The sequence below is a fragment of the Streptomyces sp. NPDC050617 genome (assembly GCF_040654795.1).
Taxonomy (GTDB): domain Bacteria; phylum Actinomycetota; class Actinomycetes; order Streptomycetales; family Streptomycetaceae; genus Streptomyces.
The window spans coordinates 95282-118401 of sequence record NZ_JBFAIS010000009.1; the positions used below are offsets into that span (position 1 = coordinate 95282).

Annotated in this window: 23 protein-coding genes and 1 pseudogene; 13 read left to right on the forward strand and 11 right to left on the reverse strand. The window is 70.9% G+C overall.

The window, feature by feature from the left end; all coding sequences use genetic code 11:
* The first annotated feature begins 53 nt into the window (after positions 1–53).
* Together AB0I49_RS14660 and AB0I49_RS14665 are read left to right on the forward strand one after the other, a co-directional pair.
* Positions 54–992, forward strand: coding sequence for a beta-ketoacyl-ACP synthase III (locus AB0I49_RS14660; RefSeq protein ID WP_363227303.1), 939 nt, complete (start codon positions 54–56; stop codon positions 990–992).
* Between the two features lie 70 nt (positions 993–1062).
* Positions 1063–1461, forward strand: coding sequence for a VOC family protein (locus AB0I49_RS14665; RefSeq protein WP_363227304.1), 399 nt, complete (start codon positions 1063–1065; stop codon positions 1459–1461).
* On the opposite strand, the pseudogene AB0I49_RS14670 reads toward AB0I49_RS14665, so the two are convergent.
* The 3 genes and pseudogenes from AB0I49_RS14670 to AB0I49_RS14680 form a co-directional block, all read right to left on the reverse strand.
* Positions 1395–2194, reverse strand: a pseudogene (locus AB0I49_RS14670) (helix-turn-helix domain-containing protein). The gene AB0I49_RS14665 and the pseudogene AB0I49_RS14670 overlap by 67 nt on opposite strands.
* Positions 2191–2403 carry a hypothetical protein gene (locus AB0I49_RS14675; RefSeq protein WP_363227305.1) on the reverse strand — a complete coding sequence of 71 codons (213 nt, stop codon included), beginning with the start codon at positions 2401–2403 and terminating at the stop codon, positions 2191–2193. Before AB0I49_RS14675 ends, AB0I49_RS14670 begins: the two are co-directional and overlap by 4 nt.
* Before the next feature lie 82 nt (positions 2404–2485).
* Positions 2486–3397, reverse strand: a complete 912-nt coding sequence (locus AB0I49_RS14680; protein WP_363227306.1) for a glutaminase — start codon at positions 3395–3397, stop codon at positions 2486–2488.
* A 163-nt stretch (positions 3398–3560) separates the two neighbouring features.
* On the opposite strand from AB0I49_RS14680, the gene AB0I49_RS14685 reads away from it, so the two are divergent.
* Both AB0I49_RS14685 and AB0I49_RS14690 read left to right on the forward strand, forming a co-directional pair.
* The gene (locus tag AB0I49_RS14685) at positions 3561–4151 is read left to right on the forward strand and encodes an N-acetylmuramoyl-L-alanine amidase (RefSeq protein WP_363227307.1); all 591 of its coding nucleotides are present in this window, start codon (positions 3561–3563) and stop codon (positions 4149–4151) included.
* 116 nt (positions 4152–4267) lie between these two features.
* Positions 4268–5200 (forward strand): pyridoxal-phosphate dependent enzyme, encoded by a 933-nt coding sequence (locus tag AB0I49_RS14690; protein ID WP_363227308.1) that lies wholly within the window; start codon positions 4268–4270, stop codon positions 5198–5200.
* Positions 5201–5462: 262 nt separating this feature from the next.
* Here AB0I49_RS14690 and AB0I49_RS14695 read toward each other — a convergent pair whose 3' ends face one another.
* Positions 5463–7064, reverse strand: a complete 1602-nt coding sequence (locus AB0I49_RS14695; protein WP_363227309.1) for a Na+/H+ antiporter — start codon at positions 7062–7064, stop codon at positions 5463–5465.
* 102 nt (positions 7065–7166) lie between these two features.
* Between AB0I49_RS14695 and AB0I49_RS14700 the strand changes: the two genes are divergently transcribed.
* The 4 genes from AB0I49_RS14700 (at position 7167) to AB0I49_RS14715 (ending at position 9607) form a co-directional block, all read left to right on the forward strand.
* Positions 7167–7427: a UBP-type zinc finger domain-containing protein gene (locus tag AB0I49_RS14700; protein ID WP_363227310.1), complete on the forward strand. Its 261-nt coding sequence runs from the start codon at positions 7167–7169 to the stop codon at positions 7425–7427.
* An 87-nt stretch (positions 7428–7514) separates the two neighbouring features.
* On the forward strand, positions 7515–8060 hold the full coding sequence (locus AB0I49_RS14705; RefSeq protein ID WP_363227311.1) for a GNAT family N-acetyltransferase: 546 nt from the start codon (positions 7515–7517) through the stop codon (positions 8058–8060).
* 199 nt (positions 8061–8259) lie between these two features.
* Positions 8260–8673: an anti-sigma regulatory factor gene (locus tag AB0I49_RS14710; protein WP_116213824.1), complete on the forward strand. Its 414-nt coding sequence runs from the start codon at positions 8260–8262 to the stop codon at positions 8671–8673.
* A gap of 16 nt (positions 8674–8689) precedes the next feature.
* Complete coding sequence (locus AB0I49_RS14715) at positions 8690–9607, forward strand: RNA polymerase sigma factor SigF (RefSeq protein ID WP_363227312.1); 918 nt, start codon at positions 8690–8692, stop codon at positions 9605–9607.
* Positions 9608–9628: 21 nt separating this feature from the next.
* Here the strand turns inward: AB0I49_RS14715 and AB0I49_RS14720 are convergent, their stop codons facing one another.
* On the reverse strand, positions 9629–10069 hold the full coding sequence (locus AB0I49_RS14720) for a hypothetical protein (RefSeq protein WP_363227313.1): 441 nt from the start codon (positions 10067–10069) through the stop codon (positions 9629–9631).
* A 232-nt stretch (positions 10070–10301) separates the two neighbouring features.
* On the opposite strand from AB0I49_RS14720, the gene AB0I49_RS14725 reads away from it, so the two are divergent.
* Together AB0I49_RS14725 and AB0I49_RS14730 are read left to right on the forward strand one after the other, a co-directional pair.
* Positions 10302–11270 carry a diacylglycerol kinase family protein gene (locus AB0I49_RS14725; RefSeq protein WP_363227314.1) on the forward strand — a complete coding sequence of 323 codons (969 nt, stop codon included), beginning with the start codon at positions 10302–10304 and terminating at the stop codon, positions 11268–11270.
* Positions 11271–11592: 322 nt separating this feature from the next.
* Complete coding sequence (locus AB0I49_RS14730) at positions 11593–11850, forward strand: WhiB family transcriptional regulator (protein ID WP_004937597.1); 258 nt, start codon at positions 11593–11595, stop codon at positions 11848–11850.
* A gap of 128 nt (positions 11851–11978) precedes the next feature.
* Here AB0I49_RS14730 and AB0I49_RS14735 read toward each other — a convergent pair whose 3' ends face one another.
* From AB0I49_RS14735 to AB0I49_RS14760, 6 genes are all read right to left on the reverse strand, one after another.
* Positions 11979–13448, reverse strand: coding sequence for a PAS domain-containing sensor histidine kinase (locus AB0I49_RS14735; protein WP_363227465.1), 1470 nt, complete (start codon positions 13446–13448; stop codon positions 11979–11981).
* A gap of 507 nt (positions 13449–13955) precedes the next feature.
* Positions 13956–15026, reverse strand: a complete 1071-nt coding sequence (locus AB0I49_RS14740) for an SIS domain-containing protein (RefSeq protein ID WP_363227315.1) — start codon at positions 15024–15026, stop codon at positions 13956–13958.
* A 44-nt stretch (positions 15027–15070) separates the two neighbouring features.
* A complete protein-coding gene (locus AB0I49_RS14745; RefSeq protein WP_363227316.1) occupies positions 15071–16606 on the reverse strand; it encodes a glycoside hydrolase family 3 protein in 1536 nt (511 codons plus the stop codon).
* A 9-nt stretch (positions 16607–16615) separates the two neighbouring features.
* Entirely contained in the window at positions 16616–17446 is an 831-nt protein-coding gene (locus AB0I49_RS14750; protein WP_363227317.1) for a carbohydrate ABC transporter permease, read from the reverse strand.
* Complete coding sequence (locus AB0I49_RS14755) at positions 17443–18435, reverse strand: sugar ABC transporter permease (RefSeq protein WP_363227318.1); 993 nt, start codon at positions 18433–18435, stop codon at positions 17443–17445. The genes AB0I49_RS14750 and AB0I49_RS14755 overlap by 4 nt, the downstream gene beginning before the upstream one ends.
* A 224-nt stretch (positions 18436–18659) precedes the next feature.
* Positions 18660–19931: an extracellular solute-binding protein gene (locus AB0I49_RS14760; protein ID WP_363227319.1), complete on the reverse strand. Its 1272-nt coding sequence runs from the start codon at positions 19929–19931 to the stop codon at positions 18660–18662.
* A gap of 240 nt (positions 19932–20171) precedes the next feature.
* Here AB0I49_RS14760 and AB0I49_RS14765 point away from each other — a divergent pair, with 240 nt between their 5' ends.
* The 3 genes from AB0I49_RS14765 (at position 20172) to mctP (ending at position 22992) form a co-directional block, all read left to right on the forward strand.
* Positions 20172–20945 carry a GntR family transcriptional regulator gene (locus tag AB0I49_RS14765; RefSeq protein WP_363227320.1) on the forward strand — a complete coding sequence of 258 codons (774 nt, stop codon included), beginning with the start codon at positions 20172–20174 and terminating at the stop codon, positions 20943–20945.
* A 158-nt stretch (positions 20946–21103) separates the two neighbouring features.
* On the forward strand, positions 21104–21361 hold the full coding sequence (locus AB0I49_RS14770) for a DUF3311 domain-containing protein (protein WP_363227321.1): 258 nt from the start codon (positions 21104–21106) through the stop codon (positions 21359–21361).
* Positions 21358–22992 (forward strand): monocarboxylate uptake permease MctP, encoded by a 1635-nt coding sequence (gene mctP, locus AB0I49_RS14775; protein WP_363227322.1) that lies wholly within the window; start codon positions 21358–21360, stop codon positions 22990–22992. Before AB0I49_RS14770 ends, mctP begins: the two co-directional genes overlap by 4 nt.
* Positions 22993–23120: the final 128 nt, after the last annotated feature.

Here is a 23120-nt window from a genome sequence, read left to right on the forward strand (position 1 = left end):
CCCACCGCCCAGGCTGGAACCAGCCAGCAGCAGCTCCGCAGGAGGAACCGCCGATGACCGGGTCGCGCGTACTCGCCCTCGGCCACTATCAGCCGGCCAGGGTGCTGACCAACGACGACCTGGCGGCCATGGTCGACACGGACGACGAATGGATCCGCACCCGCGTCGGCATCCGCACCCGCCGGGTCGCCGAGCCGGACGAGACGGTCGACGCGATGGCCGCCAACGCCGCCGCCAAGGCGCTGGCGAACAGCGGCCTCGCGGCGTCCGACATCGACCTCGTGCTCGTCGCCACCTGCACCGCCGTGGACCGCAGCCCCAACACGGCCGCCCGCGTCGCCGCCCGGCTCGGCCTGACCGCGCCCGCCACCATGGACGTCAACGTCGTCTGCGCGGGCTTCACGCACGCCCTCGCCACCGCCGACCACGCGCTGCGCGCCGGGGCCGCCGCCAACGCGCTGGTCATCGGGGTCGAGAAGTTCACCGACGTCGTGGACTGGAGCGACCGCAGCACCTGCGTCCTGGTCGGCGACGGCGCGGGCGCCGCCGTGGTCACCACGGCGGCGGAGCCCGGCATCGGCCCGGTCGTCTGGGGCTCGGTCCCGGAGATGGGCCACGCCGTACGCATCGAGGGCACCCCCTCGCGCTTCGCGCAGGAGGGCCAGTCCGTCTACCGCTGGGCCACCACGCAGCTCCCGCCCATCGCCCGCACGGTCTGCGAGCGGGCCGGAATCACCCCGGCGGACCTGGCGGGCGTCGTCCTCCACCAGGCGAACCTGCGCATCATCGAGCCGGTCGCGCGCAAGCTCGGCGCCGTCAACGCCGTGATCGCCACCGACGTCACCGAGTCCGGCAACACCTCGGCGGCCAGCATCCCGCTCGCCCTCTCCAAACTGGTCGAACGCGGCGAAATCCCCCCGGGCGCCCCCGTCCTCCTCTTCGGCTTCGGCGGCAACCTCTCATACGCGGGCCAGGTCATCCACTGCCCGTAGGACGGGACCGTCCGGCGCGGGGTCCGATTCGTTCAAGACCCGGCGGCGGCCCCGTGCCTACCGTGCGGACATGACACCGCGATTCGACCTCGTCTCCCTCGTCACCCCCGACCTCCCCGCCTCCCTCGCCTTCTACCGCAGGCTCGGCCTGGACATCCCCGCCGACGCCGACGGGCAGCCGCACGTCGAGGCGGCGCTGCCCGGCGGGGTGCGGATGGCGTGGGACGCGCTGGAGACCATCCGCTCGTTCCAGCCCGGGTACGACCTGCCGCAGGGGCCCGGCCGGGTCTCGCTCGCCTTCGCCTGCGACGGCCCGGCGGAGGTGGACAAGGTCTACGGCGAGCTGGTGGGCGCGGGGTACGCGGGAGAGAAAGCCCCCTGGGACGCGCCCTGGGGCATGCGCTACGCCATCGTCCACGACCCCGACGGCAACGCGGTGGACCTCTTCGCCGCGCTGCCCGCCGGCTGAGCCCCGGACGGCGTCCGGGGGCCGAGCAGCGCGCCCAGCGGGACCCCGGCCAGGGCCTTCACCTCGCGTGCGAGATGGGCCTGGTCGGCGTAGCCCGCCTCGGCGGCGACCTCGGCGTACGGGCGTCCGGCCCGCGCCGACTCCAGCGCCCGGTTCATGCGCAGCACCCTGGCGAGCGTCTTCGGCCCGTACCCGAAGGCGGCCAGGCACCGCCGGTGCAGCTGCCGCTCCCCCGCCCCACGTCGGCGGCCAGCGCCGCCACGGACCGCCCGGCGCGCATCGCCTCGACGGTCCGGGCGGCCACCGGATCGTACGGGCCGGGGGCGTACGGGCCGGGGCCGGTCGCCTGGCGCGTACGGGCCAGCGCGAGGCGCTCCAGCGCACGCCCCGGCAGCGGCGCGTCCGCGAGCTGCTCGGTGAGCCCGCGCACCTGGCGGCCGGGCCACAGCGCCGCGAGCGGCACGCGCCGGTCGCGCAGCTCGTGCGCGGGGACGCCGAGCAGCGGCGGGCCCGTACCGGGTGCGAAGCGCAGCCCGACGCAGCGGTCGCCGGGCGCCTGGGAGGGCAGATGGGCACGGGTGTCGGGCCCGGCCACGACCAGTCGCCCGTTCATCCAGAGCAGGTCCACGCACCCGTCGGGCAGCACCCGGTCGGGCTCCTCGTCGGCCGTGCGCGTCCAGACCACGGCTCCGGGTACGACGCCGGAGGGGCGTTCGCGGTAGGGGGCGCTCATGGGACTTCGCGTAGGAAGAGCGCTCCGCAGGAGTGGCACATGCGTACCTCGCCGGTGCCCCACGCGTCGGCCGGGCGGGTGGCGGCGGTCGGGGAGAGTTCGCGGCCGCACATCGCGGTGGTGCCGTGCTCGCGCACCACGTGCCAGACCCTGACCTCGGCGTCCGGCCGGCCAGGCTCCTCGTACTCCGCGCGCAGCTCATGTTCCATGACGGTGGCACCTCCTCATAGGTCCCACGATGCTCTCGCGACGGGGGTCACGCCACCACATGCGGACCGGTCGGCGCACCCGTCAGAAGACCGACAGCCCCGTCAGGGTGGTGAAGTGGTCGAGGGCGGCGACGCCGGCGACGGAGTTGCCGCGGGAGTCCAGGGCGGGGCTCCAGACGCAGATGGTGCAGTGGCCGGGGACGACGGCGACGATGCCGCCGCCGACGCCGCTCTTGCCGGGCAGGCCGACGCGGTAGGCGAAGTCGCCGGCCGCGTCGTACGTGCCGCAGGTCAGCATGACCGCGTTGACCTGCTTGGCCTCGCGGCGCGGCAGCAGCCGGGTGCCGTCGGCGCGCAGCCCGTGCCGGGCGAGGAAGCCGCCGGCGAGCGCGAGGTCGCGGCAGTTCATCTCGATGGAGCACTGGCGGAAGTAGTGGTCCAGGACGGTGGGGACGTCGTTGTCGAGGTTCCCGTAGCTCGCCATGAAGTGGGCGAGGGCGGCGTTGCGGTCGCCGTTCTCGCCCTCGGAGGCGGCGACCTCCAGGTCGAAGCCGACGTCGCGGTTGCCGCTCTCGGCGCGCATCAGCTCCAGCGTGGCGGCGCCGGCGTCGCCGGTCAGGGTCTGGAGGCGGTCGGTGACGACGAGGGCGCCGGCGTTGATGAAGGGGTTGCGGGGGATGCCGTTCTCGTATTCGAGTTGCACCAGCGAGTTGAAGGGATTTCCGGACGGTTCCGTGCCGACCCGTTCCCAGATCATGTCGCCGCCCTCGGCGAGGACGAGGGCGAGGCTGAACGCCTTCGAGATGGACTGCACGGAGAACGGCGTCTTCCAGTCCCCGACGCCGTACACACCCCCGTCGACGTCGGCGACCGCTATCCCGAAGGCGTTCGCGTCCACGCAGGCGAGCGCCGGGATGTACCGGGCGACCTGGCCGCGCCCGACCAGCGGCCGGACGAACGCGGCGACCTCTTCGAGTACGGCCTCGTAATCCACTGGCCCGAGTTTCCTGTCCCTATGGCGTCGACGTACTGATCCAACCGCGGCCGGATCGGCTCGCACGATATCCGAACGCCTGGCCCACCTGCGAACTTTCCGGTACAAGCAGGTCATACGGGCGTACGCGACCGGCGTCCGCCCCACCGGGAAGGAGGCGGCCATGGCCCCACCCATGTCCGCGAGTGCATTCATCGACGCCCTCAAGGACGAGGGCATCACCGTCGTGGAGGTCGGAAACTGGCGCACGCACAACCGCAACGCCCACGGCGACTGGGGCCCGGTCAACGGCGTGGTCATCCACCACACTGTCACCAAGGGCACCCAGCGCACCGTAGACCTCTGCCGTAAGGGCCACCCCGATCTGCCGGGCCCGCTGTGCCACGGCGTCATCGCCAAGGACGGCACCGTCCACCTGGTCGGCTACGGCCGCGCCAACCACGCCGGGCGCGGTGACGACGACGTACTGCGCGCCGTCATCGCCGAAAAACGCCTGCCCTCCGCCAACGAGGCCAACACCGACGGCAACATCCACTTCTACGGCTTCGAGTGCGAGAACCTCGGCGACGGCGAAGACCCCTGGCCCGAGGCCCAGCTCACCGCCATCGCCAAGGCCGCCGCCGCCATCTGCCGCCACCACGGCTGGACCGAACGCTCCGTCATCGGCCACCTCGAATGGCAGCCCGGAAAAATAGACCCCAAGGGCTTCACCATGGACTCGCTCCGCGACCGCGTCCACGACCGCCTCAAATGAGGACGTGAACCGACCCGCCCCACTGCCACCGTGCGGCGGCCGGGAAAGGCCGCCGCACACGGGCCCCGCCGAGGGCCGCCACGCGCCCGTACGGCCTCCGCGGGCAGAATGGGCAGGTGAGCCTGCCCCTGGACATCGAGAGCGCCCTCCGGCCGCGGCTGCCGTCGCCGGTGCGGGAGGTACGGGACGAGCGGTTCGCGCGCCGAGGGCTGCGGCTGCTCCTGAAACGCGACGATCTGATCCATCCCGACCTGCCGGGCAACAAGTGGCGCAAGCTGGCGCCCAACCTGCGGGCGGCCTCCGAGGCCGGCCGCCGCACGCTGCTCACCTTCGGCGGCGCCTACTCCAACCACCTGCGCGCCACCGCCGCCGCCGGCCGCCTGCTGGGCCTCGCCACCATCGGCGTCGTACGCGGCGACGAACTCGCCGGCCGGCCGCTGAACCCCTCCCTCGCCCGGTGCGCCGCCGACGGCATGCGGCTGCTGTTCGTCAGCCGCGGCACGTACCGCCGCAAGGCCGAGCCCGAGGTGCTGGCGGAACTGCTGAGCACGGCCGCCCCCGGCGAGGAGTGCTTCGTCATACCCGAGGGCGGCAGCAACGCCGCCGCCGCGGCCGGGTGCGCCTCCCTGGGGCGGGAACTGCGCGGCGTCGCCGACGTCGTCGGCGTCGCCTGCGGTACGGGCGGCACCCTCGCCGGCCTGGCCGCCGGGCTGGCGGGCGCCGGGTCGGCCATCGGCTTTCCCGTGCTCCGCGGCGGCTTCCTCGCCGACGAGGTCGAAAGCCTCCAGCGCGCGGCGTTCGGCACCCGCCGCGGCGACTGGCGGCTCGACGAGCGCTTCCACTGCGGCGGCTACGCCAGGCGCTCCGCGGGCCTCGACGCCTTCGCCGACGACTTCACCGCCCGCCACGGCCTCCCCCTCGACCGCGTATACGTCGCCAAGGCCCTCTACGGCCTGACCACCCTCGCCGAGGAGGACGCCTTCCCCCACGGCACCACGATCGCGGCCGTCATCACAGGCCACGGCGACGACACCCGCCCGCCCCTCTGAACACAAGCCCAGCCCGTCCGGCGGTTGAGGGCAGCCCCGGCCCCACCAGCCCGTCCGGCGCTTGATGGCAATCAGCCCGCCCGGCGCTTGAGGACAAGCCCAGCCCACCCAGCCCGTCCGGCGCTTGAGGACAAGCCCGGCCCCACCCAGCCCGTCCGGCGTTTGAGGACCGGGGTCCGGGGCGGAGCCCCGTGAACGGCACCGGGGCGCAGCCCCCACAATCGGCACCCCCAGGGCGGAGCCCCCTTGGCGAAGCCCCGTGTCATTCCGCGGCCTCCTCCCGATAAGCGGCGGCCTCCTCCAGGTCCAGCCGCCTCAGCAGCGTCCGCAGCATCTCGTCATCGATGCGCCTGGCGTCCCGCAGCTCCACGAAGACCCGCCGCTCCGCCCCGATCATCTCCCTGGCCAGCCGCCGGTACGTCTCGTCCGCCGACTCCCCCGTGGTCTCGTTCACCGTCCCGAGCCGCTCCCACACCGCGTTGCGACGGCGGTCCATGACCGTGCGGAGACGGTCCGCCAGCGGCTGCGGGAGCGCGTTGCGGTCGTCGGCGAGGAGTTCGGCGAGGCGGCGCTCGGCGGCGGTGGAGGCTTCGTTCTGGGCCTGGGCCTCGGCGAGGGTCTCGGCCTGCACGTCGCGGCCCGGCAGCTTCAGTCGGCGGATCAGCGCGGGGAGGGTGAGGCCCTGGACGACCAGCGTCGCGATCACCGTGGTGAACGTCAGGAACAGCACCAGGTTGCGCGCCGGGAACGCGGTGTCCTCGTGCGTGGTCAGCGGGATGGAGAAGGCGATGGCCAGGGAGACCACCCCCCGCATCCCGGCCCAGCCCACGATGACCGGCGCCGTCCAATTGGTGTCGGGTTCGCGTTCGCGTACGCGGGCAGACAGGAAGCGCGGCAGGAACGTGGCGGGGAAGACCCAGACGAAGCGGGCCGCCACGACGGCCACGAAGACGGCCGCCGCGTACCAGACGGCCTCGGCGACCCCGTATTCGCCGAGCCCCTTCAGCACGACCCGCAGCTGGAGCCCGATCAGCGCGAAGACGGACGATTCGAGGACGAAGGCGACCATCTTCCAGACCGCGGCCTCCTGGAGCCTGGTCGCGAAGTCGACCTGCCAGGCGTGGTGCCCCAGGTAGAGCCCGACCGTCACGACGGCGAGCACCCCGGACGCCTCGAAGCGCTCGGCGGCCGCGTACGCGACGAAGGGGATCAGCAGCGAGAGCGTGTTCTGGAGCAAGGGTTCCCGCAGCCGCCTGCGCAGCCAGTGCAGCGGCACCATGAGGATGAGGCCGACGCCGATGCCGCCGACCGCCGCGAGCCCGAACTCCTTGAAGCCCTCGCCCCAGGTAGCCCCCTCCCCGACCGCCGCGGCCAGCGCCACCTTGTAGGCGGTGATCGCGGTCGCGTCGTTCACCAGGGACTCGCCCTGGAGGATCGTGGTCATCCGGGAGGGCAGCCGCAGGCGGCGCGCGATGGCGGTGGCGGCGACCGCGTCCGGCGGGGCGATCACGGCGCCCAGCACCAGGGCGACGGTGAGCGGCAGGTCCGGCACCACGAGGTAGGCGACGTAGCCGACGGCGAGGGCCGCGAAGAGCACATAGCCGACCGAGAGCAGCGCGACCGGCCGGACGTTGGCCCGCAGGTCCAGGTACGAGCTGTCGAGCGCCGCGGTGTGCAGGAGCGGCGGCAGCAGCAGCGGCAGCACGATGTCCGGGTCGAGGGTGTAGTCCGGCGCCCCCGGTACGTACGAGGCGGCGAGCCCGGCGGCGACCAGCAGCAGCGGCGCGGGGACGGGCCCCCGGCGGGCCACGCCCGCGACGGCCGCGCTGACGGCGACGAGCATCAGCAGTGGCATGACGTCCATCGGCTATGCCCCCATCTTGATCATGTGCTGTTCCGGCTCCCTCTCGTACTGGCCCGCACGGGGCGGCTCCGCCGCCCGCCTACCCGATCTAACCTGGTCATCATGAGTGAGTGCCCCCACGTTCCCGAGCTGCCGCGCCCCGAGCCCCAGCCGCTGAGCGCCACCTGCCGCGAGTGCCTGGCGGCGGGCAGCCACCCCGTGCAGCTGCGGCTGTGCCTGGAGTGCGGGCACGTCGGCTGCTGCGACTCCTCGCCCTTCCGGCATGCCACGGGGCACTACGAGGAGACCGGGCACCCGGTGATGCGCAGCTTCGAGCCGGGTGAGAACTGGCGCTGGTGCTTCCCGGACCAGCGGATCGTCTGAGGCCGGAGCCTTCCTCCGCCGCCCCCTCCGCGGCCCTCCCCCGGCAGCGCCGACCGCGTTGTCGGACCGGCCGGTTAGCATGCACTCATGATCCGAGCCGCCGCCCCCGCCGACGTACCCGTCATTCACGCGATGATCCGCGAACTCGCCGCGTACGAACGGGCTCTGGCGGACGCGCGGGCGAGTGAGGAGCAGCTGCGCGAAGCGCTCTTCGGGGAGCACCCCGCGGTCTTCGCTCTGATTGCGGAGAGCGACGAAAACGGCGCGGGCGCGGACGGCGCTCCGGCCCAACCGGTCGGCTTCGCGCTCTGGTTCCGTAACTATTCGACGTGGACGGGCACGCACGGTATCTACCTTGAGGATCTCTATGTGCGGCCGGAATCGCGCGGTGAAGGTCACGGAAAGGCGCTTCTCGCGGCTCTCGCGCGTATATGCGTCGAGCGTGGGTATCAGCGTTTCGAGTGGTCAGTGCTGGATTGGAACGAACCGTCGATCGACTTCTACCGGGCCATCGGCGCCGAGCCGATGGACGGGTGGACCGTACAACGGTTGTCCGGGGAGCCGCTTCAGGCTCTCGCGGCAGTAGCGGAGAGTGACGGAAACGCCAACAGGACGACTTCTCTTTCGATTTGAGGCCGCAGACCCCTAGCCACTGTCCGTACTCATGGGCTTACCATGAGTGACAGTCGTGGGGCTGCGGCACCACGACCCGGATCGCGATAGCGTCGCGGGCGAACCGTGTGCCGCGCCGGCCCTCTCAGCCTCCGTCACGAGGACTGTGGGACCGGCGCTCGTAACAGCTCAACAAGCTTGTGCCACCTTGGAGGTGAGGGTGTCCCAGATCGCAGGCGAGCCCGGGACTCAGGACTTCGTGGAAGTCCGGCTGCCCGCTGCGGGTGCCTACCTGTCGGTACTGCGTACGGCGACAGCCGGCCTCGCAGCCCGTTTGGATTTCACTCTCGACGAGATCGAGGATCTGCGCATCGCGGTGGACGAGGCGTGCGCGATCCTGCTGCAACAAGCCGTTCCCGGCAGTGTTCTCAGCTGCGTCTTCCGCCTGGTCGGGGACGCTCTTCGGGTGACCGTCTCGGCGCCCACCACGGACGGCCGCGCGCCCGAGCGCGACACCTTCGCCTGGACGGTGCTCTCCGCGCTGGCCGGCGAGGTCGACTCGACGGTCGCGGACGACCGTACGGTCAGCATCAGCCTGCACAAGAAGCGCGGCGCAGGTCCCGGACAGCCGTGACAAAAGAGGGGGCTCCGTGAGTACTGCATCATCGCGGGGAGTGCGCACCCCGGGCATCCCGCAACAGCCTGCCCGGCCGCACCCGGCGGACGTGGAGCCGGAGCAGCCCGGCGACCGACCAGAGCGGGCGGACCACATGGATCAGCACCAGCACCAGACGTGGCACCAGCACCACGACCCCCATGATCGCAGTGGTGCGCGAGCGCTCTTCTTCGAACTGCGGGAGCTTCCGGTGGGCTCGCCCGAGCGGGCCGAGCTGCGCAACCACCTGGTGCGGCTGCACCTGCCGCTGGTGGAGCACCTGGCGCGGCGGTTCCGCAACCGGGGAGAGCCGCTGGACGACCTGACCCAGGTCGCCACGATCGGTCTGATCAAGTCCGTGGACCGGTTCGACCCGGATCGCGGCGTGGAGTTCTCCACGTACGCGACGCCGACGGTCGTCGGCGAGATCAAGCGGCACTTCCGGGACAAGGGCTGGGCGGTGCGGGTGCCGCGCAGGCTCCAGGAGCTGCGGCTGGCCCTCACCACGGCGACGGCGGAGCTGTCCCAGCAGCACGGCCGCGCGCCCACGGTGCACGAGCTCGCCGAGCGGCTGAGCATCTCCGAGGAGGAGGTGCTGGAGGGGCTGGAGTCGGCCAATGCCTACAGCACCCTCTCCCTGGACGTGCCGGACACCGACGACGAGTCGCCGGCCGTCGCGGACACCCTGGGGGCGGAGGACGAGGCGCTGGAGGGCGTCGAGTACCGCGAGTCCCTCAAGCCGCTGCTGGAGGACCTTCCACCGCGCGAGAAGAAGATCCTGCTGCTCCGCTTCTTCGGCAATATGACGCAGTCGCAGATCGCGCAGGAGGTGGGCATCTCGCAGATGCACGTCTCCCGGCTGCTGGCCCGGACCCTCGCCCAGCTCCGCGACAAGCTCCTCGTGGAGGAGTGACAGGCGGAGCGTCGGGTCCGGCTACGCGTCGCGGGGGCCGATGCCCAGTGCCTCGGTGGCCGTCGGGTTGACCAGCAGCGCCAGCACGACCACGGCGACGGCGGCGAGCGCCGCTCCGACGGCGATCAGCGCGCCGCCGTTGCTGATGAGCGTCCAGGCGACGGGCAGCGACAGCAGCTGCGTGATCATCGCGGGCCCGCGGCTCCAGCGCCGCCGCAGCAGCAGTCCGCGGGCGGCGGTCAGCGGCAGCGCGGCCAGTACGAGCACGGTCAGCCCGCCCGTCTCCGCCTGCATCCGGCTGTCGGGGTCGCCCGCCAGCCCCATGACCAGCATGTAGACGCCGAGGCCGACGAGGGCCACGCCCTCGACGGCGGCGAGCGCCGCCGCCGCGGTCAGCCGGGCCGGTCGCGGACCGGCCGGCGCGGGGGCTGGGGCGGCGTTGGGGCTCTGCTTGGGACTCACCCCTGCAGGGTAGCCCGCCGGGCCCGTGAGCGGCCCTCCAGGGAGTACGCCGGGCCGGGTTCCGTACAGGTCCTGGATCACGCGCCGGGATCACGCTCCGTACGAGGTGCGGGGCCGGGTCCGTACCGGGCCGGGAGCGGGCGGCCGGGGCGGCGGGGGGACGAGCCGGGAGACAGGGTGCGAGATGGGCCAGGAGCGGGACACATACCCCCACGTAGGTAGTCTGGCGCCCATGCGCGCGCTTCTCGTGGTCAATCCGTCGGCAACCACCACCAGTGCCCGCACCCGCGATGTCCTGGTGCACGCGCTCGCCAGCGACCTGAAGCTGGAGGTCGCGACCACCGAGTACCGGGGGCACGCCCGCGACCTCGCGCGCCGGGCCGCCGAGGACGGCAACACCGGACTGGTCGTGGCGCTCGGCGGCGACGGCACGGTGAACGAGGTCGTCAACGGCCTGCTGAGCGGCGGCCCGGACGTCTCGGGCCTGCCGCGGCTCGCCGTGGTCCCCGGCGGTTCCACCAATGTCTTCGCCCGCTCGCTGGGGCTGCCCAACGACGTCGTCGAGGCGACCGGCGCGCTGCTGAACGCGCTCCGCGAGGGCACCGAGCGCACGGTGGGCCTCGGGCTCGCGACGGGAACTCCGGGCACCGAGGACGAGGGAGTTCCGGAACGCTGGTTCACTTTCTGCGCGGGTCTGGGATTCGACGCCGGAGTGATCGGGCGGGTGGAACAGCAGCGTGAGCGCGGCAAGCGTTCGACCCATGCCCTGTACGCACGACAGGTGATGCGGCAATTCCTCGGCGAGGCGAACCGCCGGCGCGGCACGATCACCCTCGAACGGCCGGGCGAGGATCCGGTCGAGGATCTCGTCGTGTCGATAATCTGCAACACCTCGCCGTGGACCTATTTCGGCAACCGGCCGGTGTACGCGAGCCCCGAGGCGTCCTTCGACACCGCCCTTGACCTGCTCGCTTTCACCCGGCTGTCCACCCCGACGGCCGCCCGCCACATGACGCAGCTGATGACGTCAACGCCGGAGCGCGGCCCCCGCGGGAAGCATGTGGTGGGGCTGCACGACTTGACGGCCTTCACCTTGCATTCCCAGGTTCCACTGCCCTTCCAGATGGACGGCGACCACCTGGGACTGCGAACGAGCGTGACGTTCACAGGCGTACGCCGGGCACTGCGTGTGATTGTGTGAGTGGTAGGGGCTAAAGTCCTTCCACTCGAACGTTTAGGCTGGGTTCCACCCCCTGGAAGTACGGCTGTGACCTAGCCGACACCGAGGAATCCAAAAAAACTTTCCGGAAGGGGTTGTATCCGCCGCTGAGGTTTGCGACTCTCTTCATGGCGATCGGGACGGCCGCTCATCACCGGCCCCCATGAGAGCCCGAACCCCCTCCTCTTTTCTAGGACCACACGCGTTCTTTCGACGTGGCGTCGGCCCTTCATTCGCGGGGGGATTCGTGAAAGCGTTCACATTCACAAGCGACGTAACCGCAATACGAGGAGAGGTAGCAGCCATGGACTGGCGTCACAACGCCGTTTGTCGTGAGGAAGACCCGGAGCTGTTCTTCCCCATCGGCAACACCGGTCCTGCGCTGCTGCAGATCGAGGAAGCCAAGGCCGTCTGCCGCCGCTGCCCCGTCATGGAGCAGTGCCTGCAGTGGGCGCTTGAGTCCGGCCAGGACTCCGGCGTCTGGGGTGGCCTCAGCGAGGACGAGCGCCGCGCAATGAAGCGCCGCGCCGCCCGCAACCGGGCGCGTAACGCTACCGCCTGACGACGCCCCTCGGCCCCCGAGCCGCAGCGCGCAGTACCCCCGATGCGCACAGCAACGTGAGTTGTGGAGCCCCGGACCGTATCCACGGTCCGGGGCTCAGTGCTGTCCACCGCCTTCGGCGGCGGCGCTCAGTGCTTCTCGCCGCGCACCGGGATGTCGAGGATGACGCGCGTGCCGCGTTCCGGCGCGGGCACCATGTCGAACTTCCCGCTCAACTCGCCCTCCACCAGGGTCCGTACGATCTGGAGGCCCAGATTCCCGGCGCGCTGCGCGTCGAAGCCCGGCGGCAGCCCGCACCCGTCGTCCTGCACGGTGACCCGCAGCCGGGACTCCTCGCGCGCGGCGGCGCGCACCGCCAGCACCTCGACCGTGCCCTGCTCCCCCGGCCCGAAGCCGTGCTCCAGCGCGTTCTGCAGGACCTCGGTGAGCACCATCGACAGCGGGGTGGCGACCTCGGCGTCGAGGACGCCGAAGCGGCCGGTGCGGCGGCCGGTCACCTTGCCCGGCGCGATCTCGGCGACCATGGCCAGGACCCGGTCGGCGATCTCGTCGAACTCCACCCGCTCGTCCAGATTCTGCGACAGCGTCTCGTGCACGATCGCGATCGAGCCGACCCGGCGGACCGCCTCCTCCAGCGCCTCCCGCCCCTCCCCCGAGCCGATCCGGCGGGCCTGGAGGCGCAGCAGCGCGGCGACCGTCTGGAGGTTGTTCTTCACCCGGTGGTGGATCTCCCGGATGGTCGCGTCCTTGGTGATCAATTCACGTTCGCGACGGCGCAGTTCGGTGACGTCGCGCAGCAGTACGAGCGAACCGATGTGGTTGCCCTTCGGTTTGAGCGGGATGGCGCGCAGTTGAATGACGCCGTCGTCGCCCTCGACCTCGAACTCACGCGGCGCCCAGCCGCTGGCGAGCTTGGCGAGCCCCTCGTCGACGGGGCCGCGGGCGGGCGCCAACTCGGCGGTGGCCTCGCCCAGATGGTGGCCCACGAGGTCGGCGGCGAGGCCGAGCCGGTGGTACGCGGAGAGCGCGTTGGGGCTCGCGTACTGCACGATGCCGTCGGCGTCGAGGCGGATCAGGCCGTCGCCGGCGCGCGGCGAGGCGTCCATGTCGACCTGCTGGCCGGGGAAGGGGAACGCCCCGGCGGCGATCATCTGGGCGAGGTCGGAGGCGCTCTGGAGGTAGGTCAGCTCCAGCCGGCTCGGGGTCCGCACGGTCAGCAGGTTCGTATTGCGGGCGATGACGCCCAGCACCCGGCCCTCGCGCCGGACCGGGATGGACTCGACGCGTACGGGCACCTCCTCGCGCCACTCCGGGTCGCCCTCGCGGACGATCCGGCCCTCGTCGAGCGCGGCGTCCAGCATGGGCCGCCGGCCGCGCGGCACCAGGTGGCCGACCATGTCGTCCTGGTACGAGGTGGGGCCGGTGTTGGGCCGCATCTGGGCCACGGAGACGTACCGCGTGCCGTCGAGGGTGGGCACCCACAGCACGAGGTCGGCGAAGGAGAGGTCGGAGAGCAGCTGCCACTCGGAGACCAGCAGATGCAGCCACTCCAGGTCGGAGTCGCCGAGGGCGGTGTGCTGGCGGACCAGGTCGTTCATGGAAGGCACGGCTGTGAGCGTACCCGCGTTCCCCCGAAAGCCCGTTTCGGGCGGTAAGGGCGGCCCGTCGGAAGGGCCTTCGAGAGAGCCTTCGGGAGGGCCGTCGGAACGGCCTTCGGGTCGGTCGCCGCGGCGGTCGCCGGGCGGGGAATTCTTCCGTGTCCGGGGCCTCATTACTTCGTCCTACGCATAGACAGCGGCGAATGGTCTAGTCCACAATGGAGTGGTAAAGCCTCCGCTCTCCCCGCACAGGAGGGCGGATCGAGGACCGTGGCGCTCTCTGCCCTGACCGCGTCCCGGACCTCAGTCGGCCTCTCCGGCCGCGGGGCCCGCACACTCCGCGCCACCGGTCGGCCGACGTCTGCTCCGGGCTGCGGTGCCGGTCGGGTTGAGGGTCCCGTCCTGGCGCCGCGGCCCGAAGTGTTTTCACGACGGCGAGAGTCCACTTCGGCACACAGGCCCCCCACCCATCGCGGGTGAGGGGCCCATTCGTACGCGCGTACGGCCTCAGCGGGTCTCGGTGACCTTCGCCAGGGCGCGCGGGGCGTCCGGGTCCTGACCGCGGGCGATGGTGACCTCGTAGGCCAGGAGCTGCAGCGGGAGGATCTCCAGGATCGGCTGGAGCTCCTCGGGGACGCCGTCCGTCGGCAGGGCGAAGCCCGCGGACGCCTTGGCGACCTCGGCCTCGCTTCCGATGACGACGAGGTCCGCGCCGCGACCGCGGAGCCGCTCCAGGACCGGCTGGAGCGCCTCGCCGCCCTTGCCGTCGGTGACGATGGCGATGACCGGCGAGATGGCGTCGATCATCGCGAGCGGGCCGTGCAGCAGGTCCGCGCCGGAGTAGGAGAGCGCCGGGATGTAGCTGGTCTCCATCAGCTTCAGCGCGGCCTCCTTGGCGGTCGGGTAGCCGTAGCCGCGCGAGGTCAGGACCATGCGCTCCGCGAAGCGGTAGCGGCCGGCGAGCTGCTTGACCTCCGCGCCGCGCGCCAGGATCTGCCGGGCCAGCTCGGGCAGCGCCTCGGCGGCGGCGCCGTCGCCGCCGCGCAGCCCCTCGACGAAGAGGTAGAGGGACAGCAGCTCGGCGGTGTACGTCTTGGTGGCGGGGAGCGCCTTCTCCGGGCCGGCCAGCACATCGATGTGGAACTCGGAGACCGCGGCCAGCGCCGAGTCGGCGTTGTTGGTGACCGCCAGCGTGATCGCGCCGGCCTCGCGGGCCGCCTTGGTGGAGGCCACCAGGTCCGGCGAGCCGCCGGACTGGCTGACCGTGATGACCAGCACGTCCGTGAGGTCCGGCTGGGCCCCGTACGCCGTCGTGGTGGACATCGAGGTGAGGCCGCACGGAATGCCGAGCCGCACCTCCAGCAGGTACTTGGCGTACAGCGCCGCGTTGTCGGACGTGCCGCGCGCCGTGAGGAGCACGAACCGCGGCTTCTTCGCCGCGACGGCCTCGGCGATCTCCCGGATCTTCGGCCCGCCCTCGTCGAGGATGCGGCGCAGCACGGCGGGCTGCTCGACGATTTCACCGGACATGATCCGGCCCGGCTGCTCGCTGCGTTCGCCGGGAGTCGTGGCGGACATGCTGGGTGCCTCCAAATGGCTGTGTTGCGTACGAACCACGGGGCTCAGCGCCCGGCGCCCTTGCCGGTGATGACCTCCGCGGCGGCCCGTCCGCAGACGCGGGCGGCCCCATGAGTCGCGATGTGCGGCGCTCCGGCCGGCGGCGCCTGGGGCACGCCCATCTCGACGACGGCCGTGTCCGGCCGGGCGGCGAGCAGGGCTTCCAGTGCGTCGGCCATCCAGGGGTGCCGGTGGACGTCGCGTACCACTGCGACGATCCTACGTTCCGCGGCGGCGCCGAGCACATTTGCGATCATTGCGGGCGTCCCCTGCGCGGCGGCGAGTTCGGCGTCGTACGTGCCGGTCCCGGTGCCCGGGAGGAGCTTCGCGAGCTCGGCGCCGGGGCCCCAGGGGGTCTCGTCGCCGACGGCGATGTTCGCGACGGGGGTGAAGGCGGCGACGTACGCGGACTCGGTCAGCGGTTCGTACGAGCCGGTCACCCGCAGCGCGCGGCGGGCGGCGACGAGTCCCACCTCGGGGGCGGGCGCGGTCCCCTCCTGCCCCACCGCGCCCGCCTCCGAAGTCCAGTGCGCCAGGGCGCGCACCCGCGCCGCGGCGTCGGCGAGCCGCTCCTCGGACAGTTCGCCCGCGCGTACGGCCGCGACCAGCGCGTCGCGCAGCCGCAGCACGGTCTCCGCGTCGGCCGTGTTGCCGCCGACGCAGATGGCGTCGGCGCCCGCGGCGACGGCGAGCACGCTGCCGTGCTCGATGCCGTAGGTGCCGGCGATGGCGTGCATCTCCATGCCGTCGGTGACGATCAGCCCGTCGAAGCCGAGGCCGCCCTCGTTCTCGGGGGCGCGCAGCAGCCCGTGCAGCGTGGTCGGGCTGAGGGTGGCGGGCAGGCTGGGGTCGAGCGCGGGCAGCAGGATGTGGGCGCTCATCACGGACTTGGTGCCGGCCGCGATGGCGGCCCGGAAGGGCGTCAGCTCGCGGGCGTACAGGGTGCCGAGGTCGGCGCCGATGCGCGGCATGTCGTGGTGCGAGTCGACGGCGGTGTCGCCATGGCCGGGGAAGTGCTTGGTGCAGGCGGCGACGCCGGCGGACTGCATGCCCTCGACGTAGGCGGCGGTGTGCCGGGCGACGAGGTGCGGGTCGGCGCCGAAGGACCGTACGCCGATGACCGGATTGCCCGGATTGGAGTTGACGTCGGCGGACGGCGCCCAGTTGAGGTTGACCCCGCACTCGGCCAGCCGGCGGCCCAGCTCGCGGGCGACGGCCCGGGTGAGCTGCGGGTCGTCGACGGCGCCGAGGGCGAAGTTGCCGGGGAACGAGGAGCCGGTGCGGACCTCCAGCCGGGTGACGTCCCCGCCCTCCTCGTCGATGGCGACGAGGATGTCGGGGCGCTCGGCGCGGAGCTGCGCGGTGAGGGCGGCGAGCTGCTCGGGCGTGGCGACGTTGCGGCCGAACAGGGCGACGGAGGCGAGTCCCTCGCCGATTCTGCGCAGCAGCCACTCGGGGGCCTCGGTGCCGGTGAAACCGGGTTGCAGAACGGTGAGCGCGTCTCGGGTCAGGGTGTCGGTGTCGCGGGCGAGCGTCGTCATGGGCGGGCGTTATCCCTTCACTGCACCGGAGGTGAGTCCGCTGACTGCCTTGCGCTGAAGGATCAGGAAGACGAGGAGGATGGGGACGGCGAAGAGCGAGGAGGCGGCCATGGTGGCGCCCCAGTCGTCGCCGAAGGTGGTGCGGAATCCGGTGAGCCAGACCGGGAGGGTCTGCGCCGACGGGTCCTTGCTGAGGATCAGGACGAGCGGGAACTCGTTCCAGGCGGTGATGAAGCCGAACAGCGAGGTGGACATCAGGCCGGGGGCCAGCAGCGGGAAGACGACCTTCACGAACGCCTGCCGGCGGGTGCAGCCGTCGACCATCGCGGACTCCTCCAGCTCCTTGGGCACGGCGGCGATGAAGCCGCGCAGCGTCAGGATGGTGAAGGGCAGCACCATGATCGTGTAGAAGGCGGTGAGCGGCACCAGGCTGTTGAGCAGGTCCGCGTCGCGTACGACCAGGTAGACGGCGATGACCATGACCTCCCAGGGGGCCATCTGCGCCATCATCATGATCAGGATGGTGCTCTTGCGCCCCTTGAAGCGCATCCGGGCGATCGCGAAGGACGCGGAGACGCCGATCACCAGCGAGAAGACGACCGCGAGCACGGTGACGGTGAAGGAGTTGCCGACGAGCGTCCAGAAGCCGTCGGCGTTCATGGCCTTGGAGAAGTGCTCGAAGGTCGGGTTGGTCGGGAACCAGACCGGGACCTCGCTGATGACGTCGTTGTTCTGCTTGAAGGCAGTGGCGAACATCCAGTAGACGGGGAACACGAGCCCGATGAAGAGAACGACCGCGGTCGCTCCCGGCCAGACGCGGCCCAGAAGTGAGCGCCTCACAGCTCGTCCTCCTCTTGCCTCAAGACGATGCGGAAGTAGTACGCCATCAGCGCCAGCAGGATCAGGATGGTGAGGATGGAGATCGCGGCGCCCATCCCGAAGTGCTGGCTGCCCATGCCCTCCACGAACGCGTGGACGGGCAGGGTCTCGGTGAGGTGGTCGGGGCCGCCCTGGTTGATGGCGTAGACCTGCGGGAACGCCTTGAAGACCCAGATGATCTCCAGGAACGTCGTGGCCAGGAAGAAGGGCCGCAGCATCGGGAACGTCACCGAGGTGAAGCTCTTCCAGGCGCCGGCGCCGTCGAGCGAGGCGGCCTCGTACAGCTCCTTGGAGATGGTGGTCGTCGCCGCGTAGAGGTTGAAGGCGACGAAGGGCACCGACTGCCAGACGATCAGCACGATGATGACGAAGAACGTCGAGAGCTGGTCGCCGATCCAGTTGTAGTGGGCCATCGAGTGCCAGCCCAGCTGGTCCAGGACGTAGTTGACGACGCCGAAGCGCTCGTCGAAGAGCCACTGGAAGACGGTGGTCGCGGCGATGACGGGCATCGCCCAGGCGAGCGCGAGGCCGAGCATCAGCAGGAGGCGCATCCGCTTGCCGAGCTTGGCGAGGAGCAGCCCGATCAGCGAGCCGATCACCATGATCAGGAAGACGTTGGCGGCGGTGAACAGGACCGTCCGGAGCGTGACGCCCCAGAAGTCGGAACTGCCCAGCTGGTCGGCGTAGTTGTCGAACCCGGTCCACTCGGTGACGTGCTGGATCAGCTGGCGCGGATTGAGGTTCTGGAACGAGATGAGGCCGTTGTTGATCAGCGGCCAGCCGAGCAGCAGCACCGTGACGATCGCCGCGGGGAGGATCAGGAGGTACGGCGCCGCGCCGCCCCTCGCGCCCCGTCCGGCGCCGCGGGCGCGCTTGCCCGGTGGTGGCCCGGCGCTCCCGGCCCCTGGGGCGACGAGGTCCGCGGGGACCTCTTTCGACTCGATGGACATGGGTTCTTCTTCCTGCGCCGAGCGCGCCGTGCGTGGTCGTACCAGGGGCCCGTACGGACCCGGCCGGAGCCGGAAGCCGAAACCCGGGGCCGGAGGGCCGGGGCCGAGGGCGCGAGCCGTCGGCCGGGGGCCGGAGAGGGGTGCTTACGGACGGAAGTCCGTACGGACCGGGAGGCTGCGCCGGTCCGTACGGATCTCACGTGCGGGCGCGGGGCCCGCCGGGCTCACTGCTTCTGGCTGAGCCGCTTGTTCATGTCGGACTCGACCTGCTTGGCGGCCTCGTCGGCGGACTTGCCGTTCAGTACGGCGGTCATGTACGCCTTGATCGGGTTCGGCTCGTTCTCCACCGCGGCCCACTCGGGGACCAGCGGGGTGGTGCCGCCGCCCGCGACGGCGGGGGTCATCGCCTCGGCGGCCGCGTTGCCCTTGACCGCGTCCATCAGGGACTGCTTGTTCGGGACGTTGCCGACCTCCTTGGCCAGCGCGGACTCGTTCTTGTCGGAGAGGGCGACCTTCAGGAACTCCTTGGCGAGGTCCTGCTTCTTGCTGCCCGTGGCGACCGCGAGGTTGGAGCCGCCGAGGAAGACGCCCTCGGGCTTGTCCGCCGTCTCACCGGGGAGCGTGAAGTAGCCGATGTCCTTCTTGATGGCCGGGTCGGTCTTGATGGAGACGTTCGCCTCCCAGCCCATGCCGATGAACGCGCCGGTCTTGCCCTTGCCGAAGACCTCGCCCTGCTGCGGGTTGGCCTCGTCCTTGTCCTTGGGGGCCGTGCTGAACGCCTGGTACTGCTTGTAGATGTCCATGGCCTTGGCGATCTTCGGGTCGGCAAGGTTGCTGACGAGCTTGTTGCCTTCCTTCTTCACCGGCTCGACGCCCTGGCCGATGAACAAGCCGTCGAGCACGTACCAGCTCTGGCCGGGCAGGTAGATCGGGTCGGCGTCGCCCTTCTTCTTGATCGCGTCGAGGTCCTTGAGGAACTCGGTGCGCGTCTTGGGCGTGTCCTTGATGCCGGCGTCGGCCCAGATCTTCTTGTTGTAGACGACGACGCGGTTGGCGGCCCACCACGGCGCGGCGTACTGCTTGCCGTCGTAGATGGAGGACTTGTTGATGGACTCCGTCCAGTCGGAGCCGATCTCCTTCTTGAGGTCGGAGAGGTCCTCCAGGCCGCCGGTCTGCGCGTACATCGGCGTCTGGGTGTTGCCGATCTCGACAACGTCCGGGGGGTTGGTCTCGGAGAGCGCCGTGGTCAGCTTCTGCTGGATGCCGTTCCACTTCTGGATGGTGATCTTGAGCTTGGCGCCCGTCTTCTTCTCGAACTCGGCCTGGACGTCCTTGGTCCACTTCGGCGGATTCGAGCCATCCATGAACCAGACGTTCAGGGTCTCGCCCTTGAAGCCGTCGGCACCCGACTTCTTGTCACCGTCGCCGGACCCGCAGGCCGCAACACTCACCAACATGGCCGCGACACCCGTCGCCGCTATGAGCCCACGCTTCACAGCACTCTCCTCTAAGGACCGACCGTGGTCTTTAATGGTTTAGACCAGTTCTGGCAGCTTGGCCTAGACCTTTTGGGGTGTCAAGGGTGTATAAGAGTCGCTGTCAGGTCCGTTATCGGACCGACACCTGAGGTCGGCGCTTCGGCGCGGGTCCGCTCGGGCCCTGCCCGTGCCACGATGTGACGCGAATGGACGGAGGAGCCGGTGACGGCAGCAGGTTCGGAGTCGGGAAGGCGCACCTTGGCGACCGACGGAGGCACCGCGGAAGGCGGCGCCGTCGGCGCGGCGAGTGCGACGCGCACCGCGCGCGTCCCCAAGTACTACCGCCTCAAACGGCACTTGCTGGAGATGACCGAAACCCTACCCCCGGGAACCCCGGTTCCTCCAGAGCGCGCACTGGCCGCGGAATTCGACACCTCCCGCACGACAGTACGCCAGGCACTCCAGGAACTGGTCGTCGAGGGGCGCTTGGAGCGCATCCAGGGCAAGGGCACCTTCGTCGCCAAGCCCAAGGTATCCCAGGCCCTCCAACTCACCTCCTACACCGAGGACATGCGGGCCCAGGGCCTCGAACCCACCTCCCAGCTCCTGGACATCGGCTACGTCACCGCCGACGACCGGCTCGCCGGGCTGCTCGACATCACCACGGGCGGCCGGGTGCTGCGCATCGAGCGGCTGCGGCTCGCGAGCGGCGAACCGATGGCGATCGAGACCACGCACCTGTCGGCGAAGCGCTTTCCGGCTCTGCGCCGCTCCCTGGTGAAGTACACCTCGCTCTATACGGCGCTGGCCGAGGTCTACGACGTGCACCTGGCCGAGGCCGAGGAGACGATCGAGACGTCCCTGGCCACCCCGCGCGAGGCGGGGCTCCTCGGTACGGACGTGGGCCTGCCGATGCTGCTGCTCTCCCGCCACTCGCTCGACGCGCGGGGCGAACCGGTGGAGTGGGTGCGGTCGGTGTACCGGGGGGACCGGTACAAGTTCGTGGCGCGGTTGCGGCGGCCGGTGGACTGAAACACCCGGTGAGTTGACCGACATACACCCCCCGACCTGCGGTTGCGCGAAGCGTGTCCGTACCGATATGCGGACGGGGGGTGACGTCCGGAGGGCGGCTCCTCTAGATTTCCTGCGCATTACGCAGAAGATCGGTCAAGGGGACGGAGCGCGTGCCAATGTCGGAACCACCCGAGGCCGAGCGGAGGCCGGTCGTCACGGCGCCGCTCGTCGTGGCGGGCGTCTGCCTCGTCATCCCCTTCATCGCGATCCTGTGGGTCGGCTCGTACGCGAAGACCGAACCGGCCTTCATCGGCATCCCGTTCTTCTACTGGTACCAGATGGCCTGGGTGCTGATCTCGACCGCGCTCACCTCCATCGCGTACGTCATCGTCCGCCGCCATGAGCGGAACCGCAGGGCGGGTGCGTCGCGATGAACCACGGCGTGAACGGCGTCGCGCTCGGCGTCTTCATCTTCTTCTTCGTGGCCGTCACGGTCATGGGCTTCCTTGCCGCCCGCTGGCGGCGCGCGGACAATGCCGAGAGCCTCGACGAATGGGGGCTCGGCGGCCGCAGCTTCGGCACCTGGATCACCTGGTTCCTGCTCGGCGGCGACCTGTACACCGCGTACACCTTCGTCGCCGTGCCGGCGGCCGTGTACGCGGCGGGCGCGGCCGGGTTCTTCGCGGTCCCGTACACGATCCTCGTCTACCCGCTGATCTTCACCTTCCTGCCCCGGCTCTGGTCGGTCTCGCACAAGCACGGGTACGTGACCACCTCGGACTTCGTGCGCGGACGGTTCGGCTCCAAGGGGCTCTCGCTGGCGGTGGCGCTGACCGGCATCCTCGCCACGATGCCGTACATCGCGCTGCAACTCGTCGGCATCCAGGCCGTCCTGGACGTGATGGGCGTCGGCGGCGGCGAGAACACCAACTGGTTCGTCAAGGACCTGCCGCTGCTCATCGCCTTCGCCGTGCTGGCGGCCTACACCTACTCGTCCGGGCTGCGGGCGCCCGCGCTCATCGCGTTCGTCAAGGACGGCCTGATCTACATCGTCATCCTGGTCGCGATCATCTACATCCCGATCAAACTGGGCGGCTTCGACGACATCTTCGCGAAGGCGGGCCACGCGTTCGAACAGATCAATCCGGCCACGGGGAAGCCGCGCGGCGAGCTGGCCAGCGGCGACAAGGCGCAGTGGGCGTACGGGACGCTGGCGCTGGGCTCGGCGCTCGCGCTGTTCATGTATCCGCACTCGATCACGGCGACGCTCTCCAGCCGCAGCCGCAATGTGATCCGCCGCAACACCACGATCCTGCCGCTGTACTCGCTGATGCTGGGGCTGCTGGCGCTGCTCGGCTTCATGGCGATCGCGGCGGGCGTCAAGGTGAAGAACGGCCAGCTGGCGATCCCGCAGCTGTTCGAGAACATGTTCCCGGACTGGTTCGCGGGCGTCGCGTTCGCGGCCATCGGCATCGGCGCGCTGGTCCCCGCGGCCATCATGTCGATCGCGGCGGCCAACCTCTTCACGCGCAACATCTACAAGGACTTCCTCAAGCCCGCGGCCACGCCCGCGCAGGAGGCCAAGGTCTCCAAGCTGGTCTCGCTGCTGGTGAAGGTCGGCGCGCTCGTGTTCGTCCTGACCATGGACAAGACGGTGGCGATCAACTTCCAGCTGCTGGGCGGCATCTGGATTCTTCAGACCTTCCCGGCGCTGGTGGGCGGCCTGTTCACGCGCTGGTTCCACCGGTGGGCGCTGCTCGCCGGGTGGGCGGTCGGCATGGTCTACGGCACGGTGGCCGCGTACGGGGTGGCGAGCCCCACGCAGAAGCACTTCGGCGGCAGCAACGACCAGATCCCGGGTATCGGCGAGATCGGCTACATCGGGCTCACCGCGTTCGTGCTCAATGTCATCGTGACGGTCGTGCTGACCGTCGTGCTGCGGGCTGTGAAGGCCCCGGCGGGCGTGGACGAGACGTCGCCCGCGGACTACACGGCGGACGCGGGCGATCCGGGTGTGCAGGAGGAGCTGCCGCCGGCGACGGCGGGGGCGCCGGGCGGGCACTGAGGCGTACGAGGACGAGGACGGATGGCGGGGTCCCGGTCGTCATCGGCCGGGGCCCCGCTTCCGCGTGCTCTCGGGGTCAAGGCCCCGCTTCCGCGTGCTCTCGGGGTCAAGGCCCCGCTTCCGCGTGC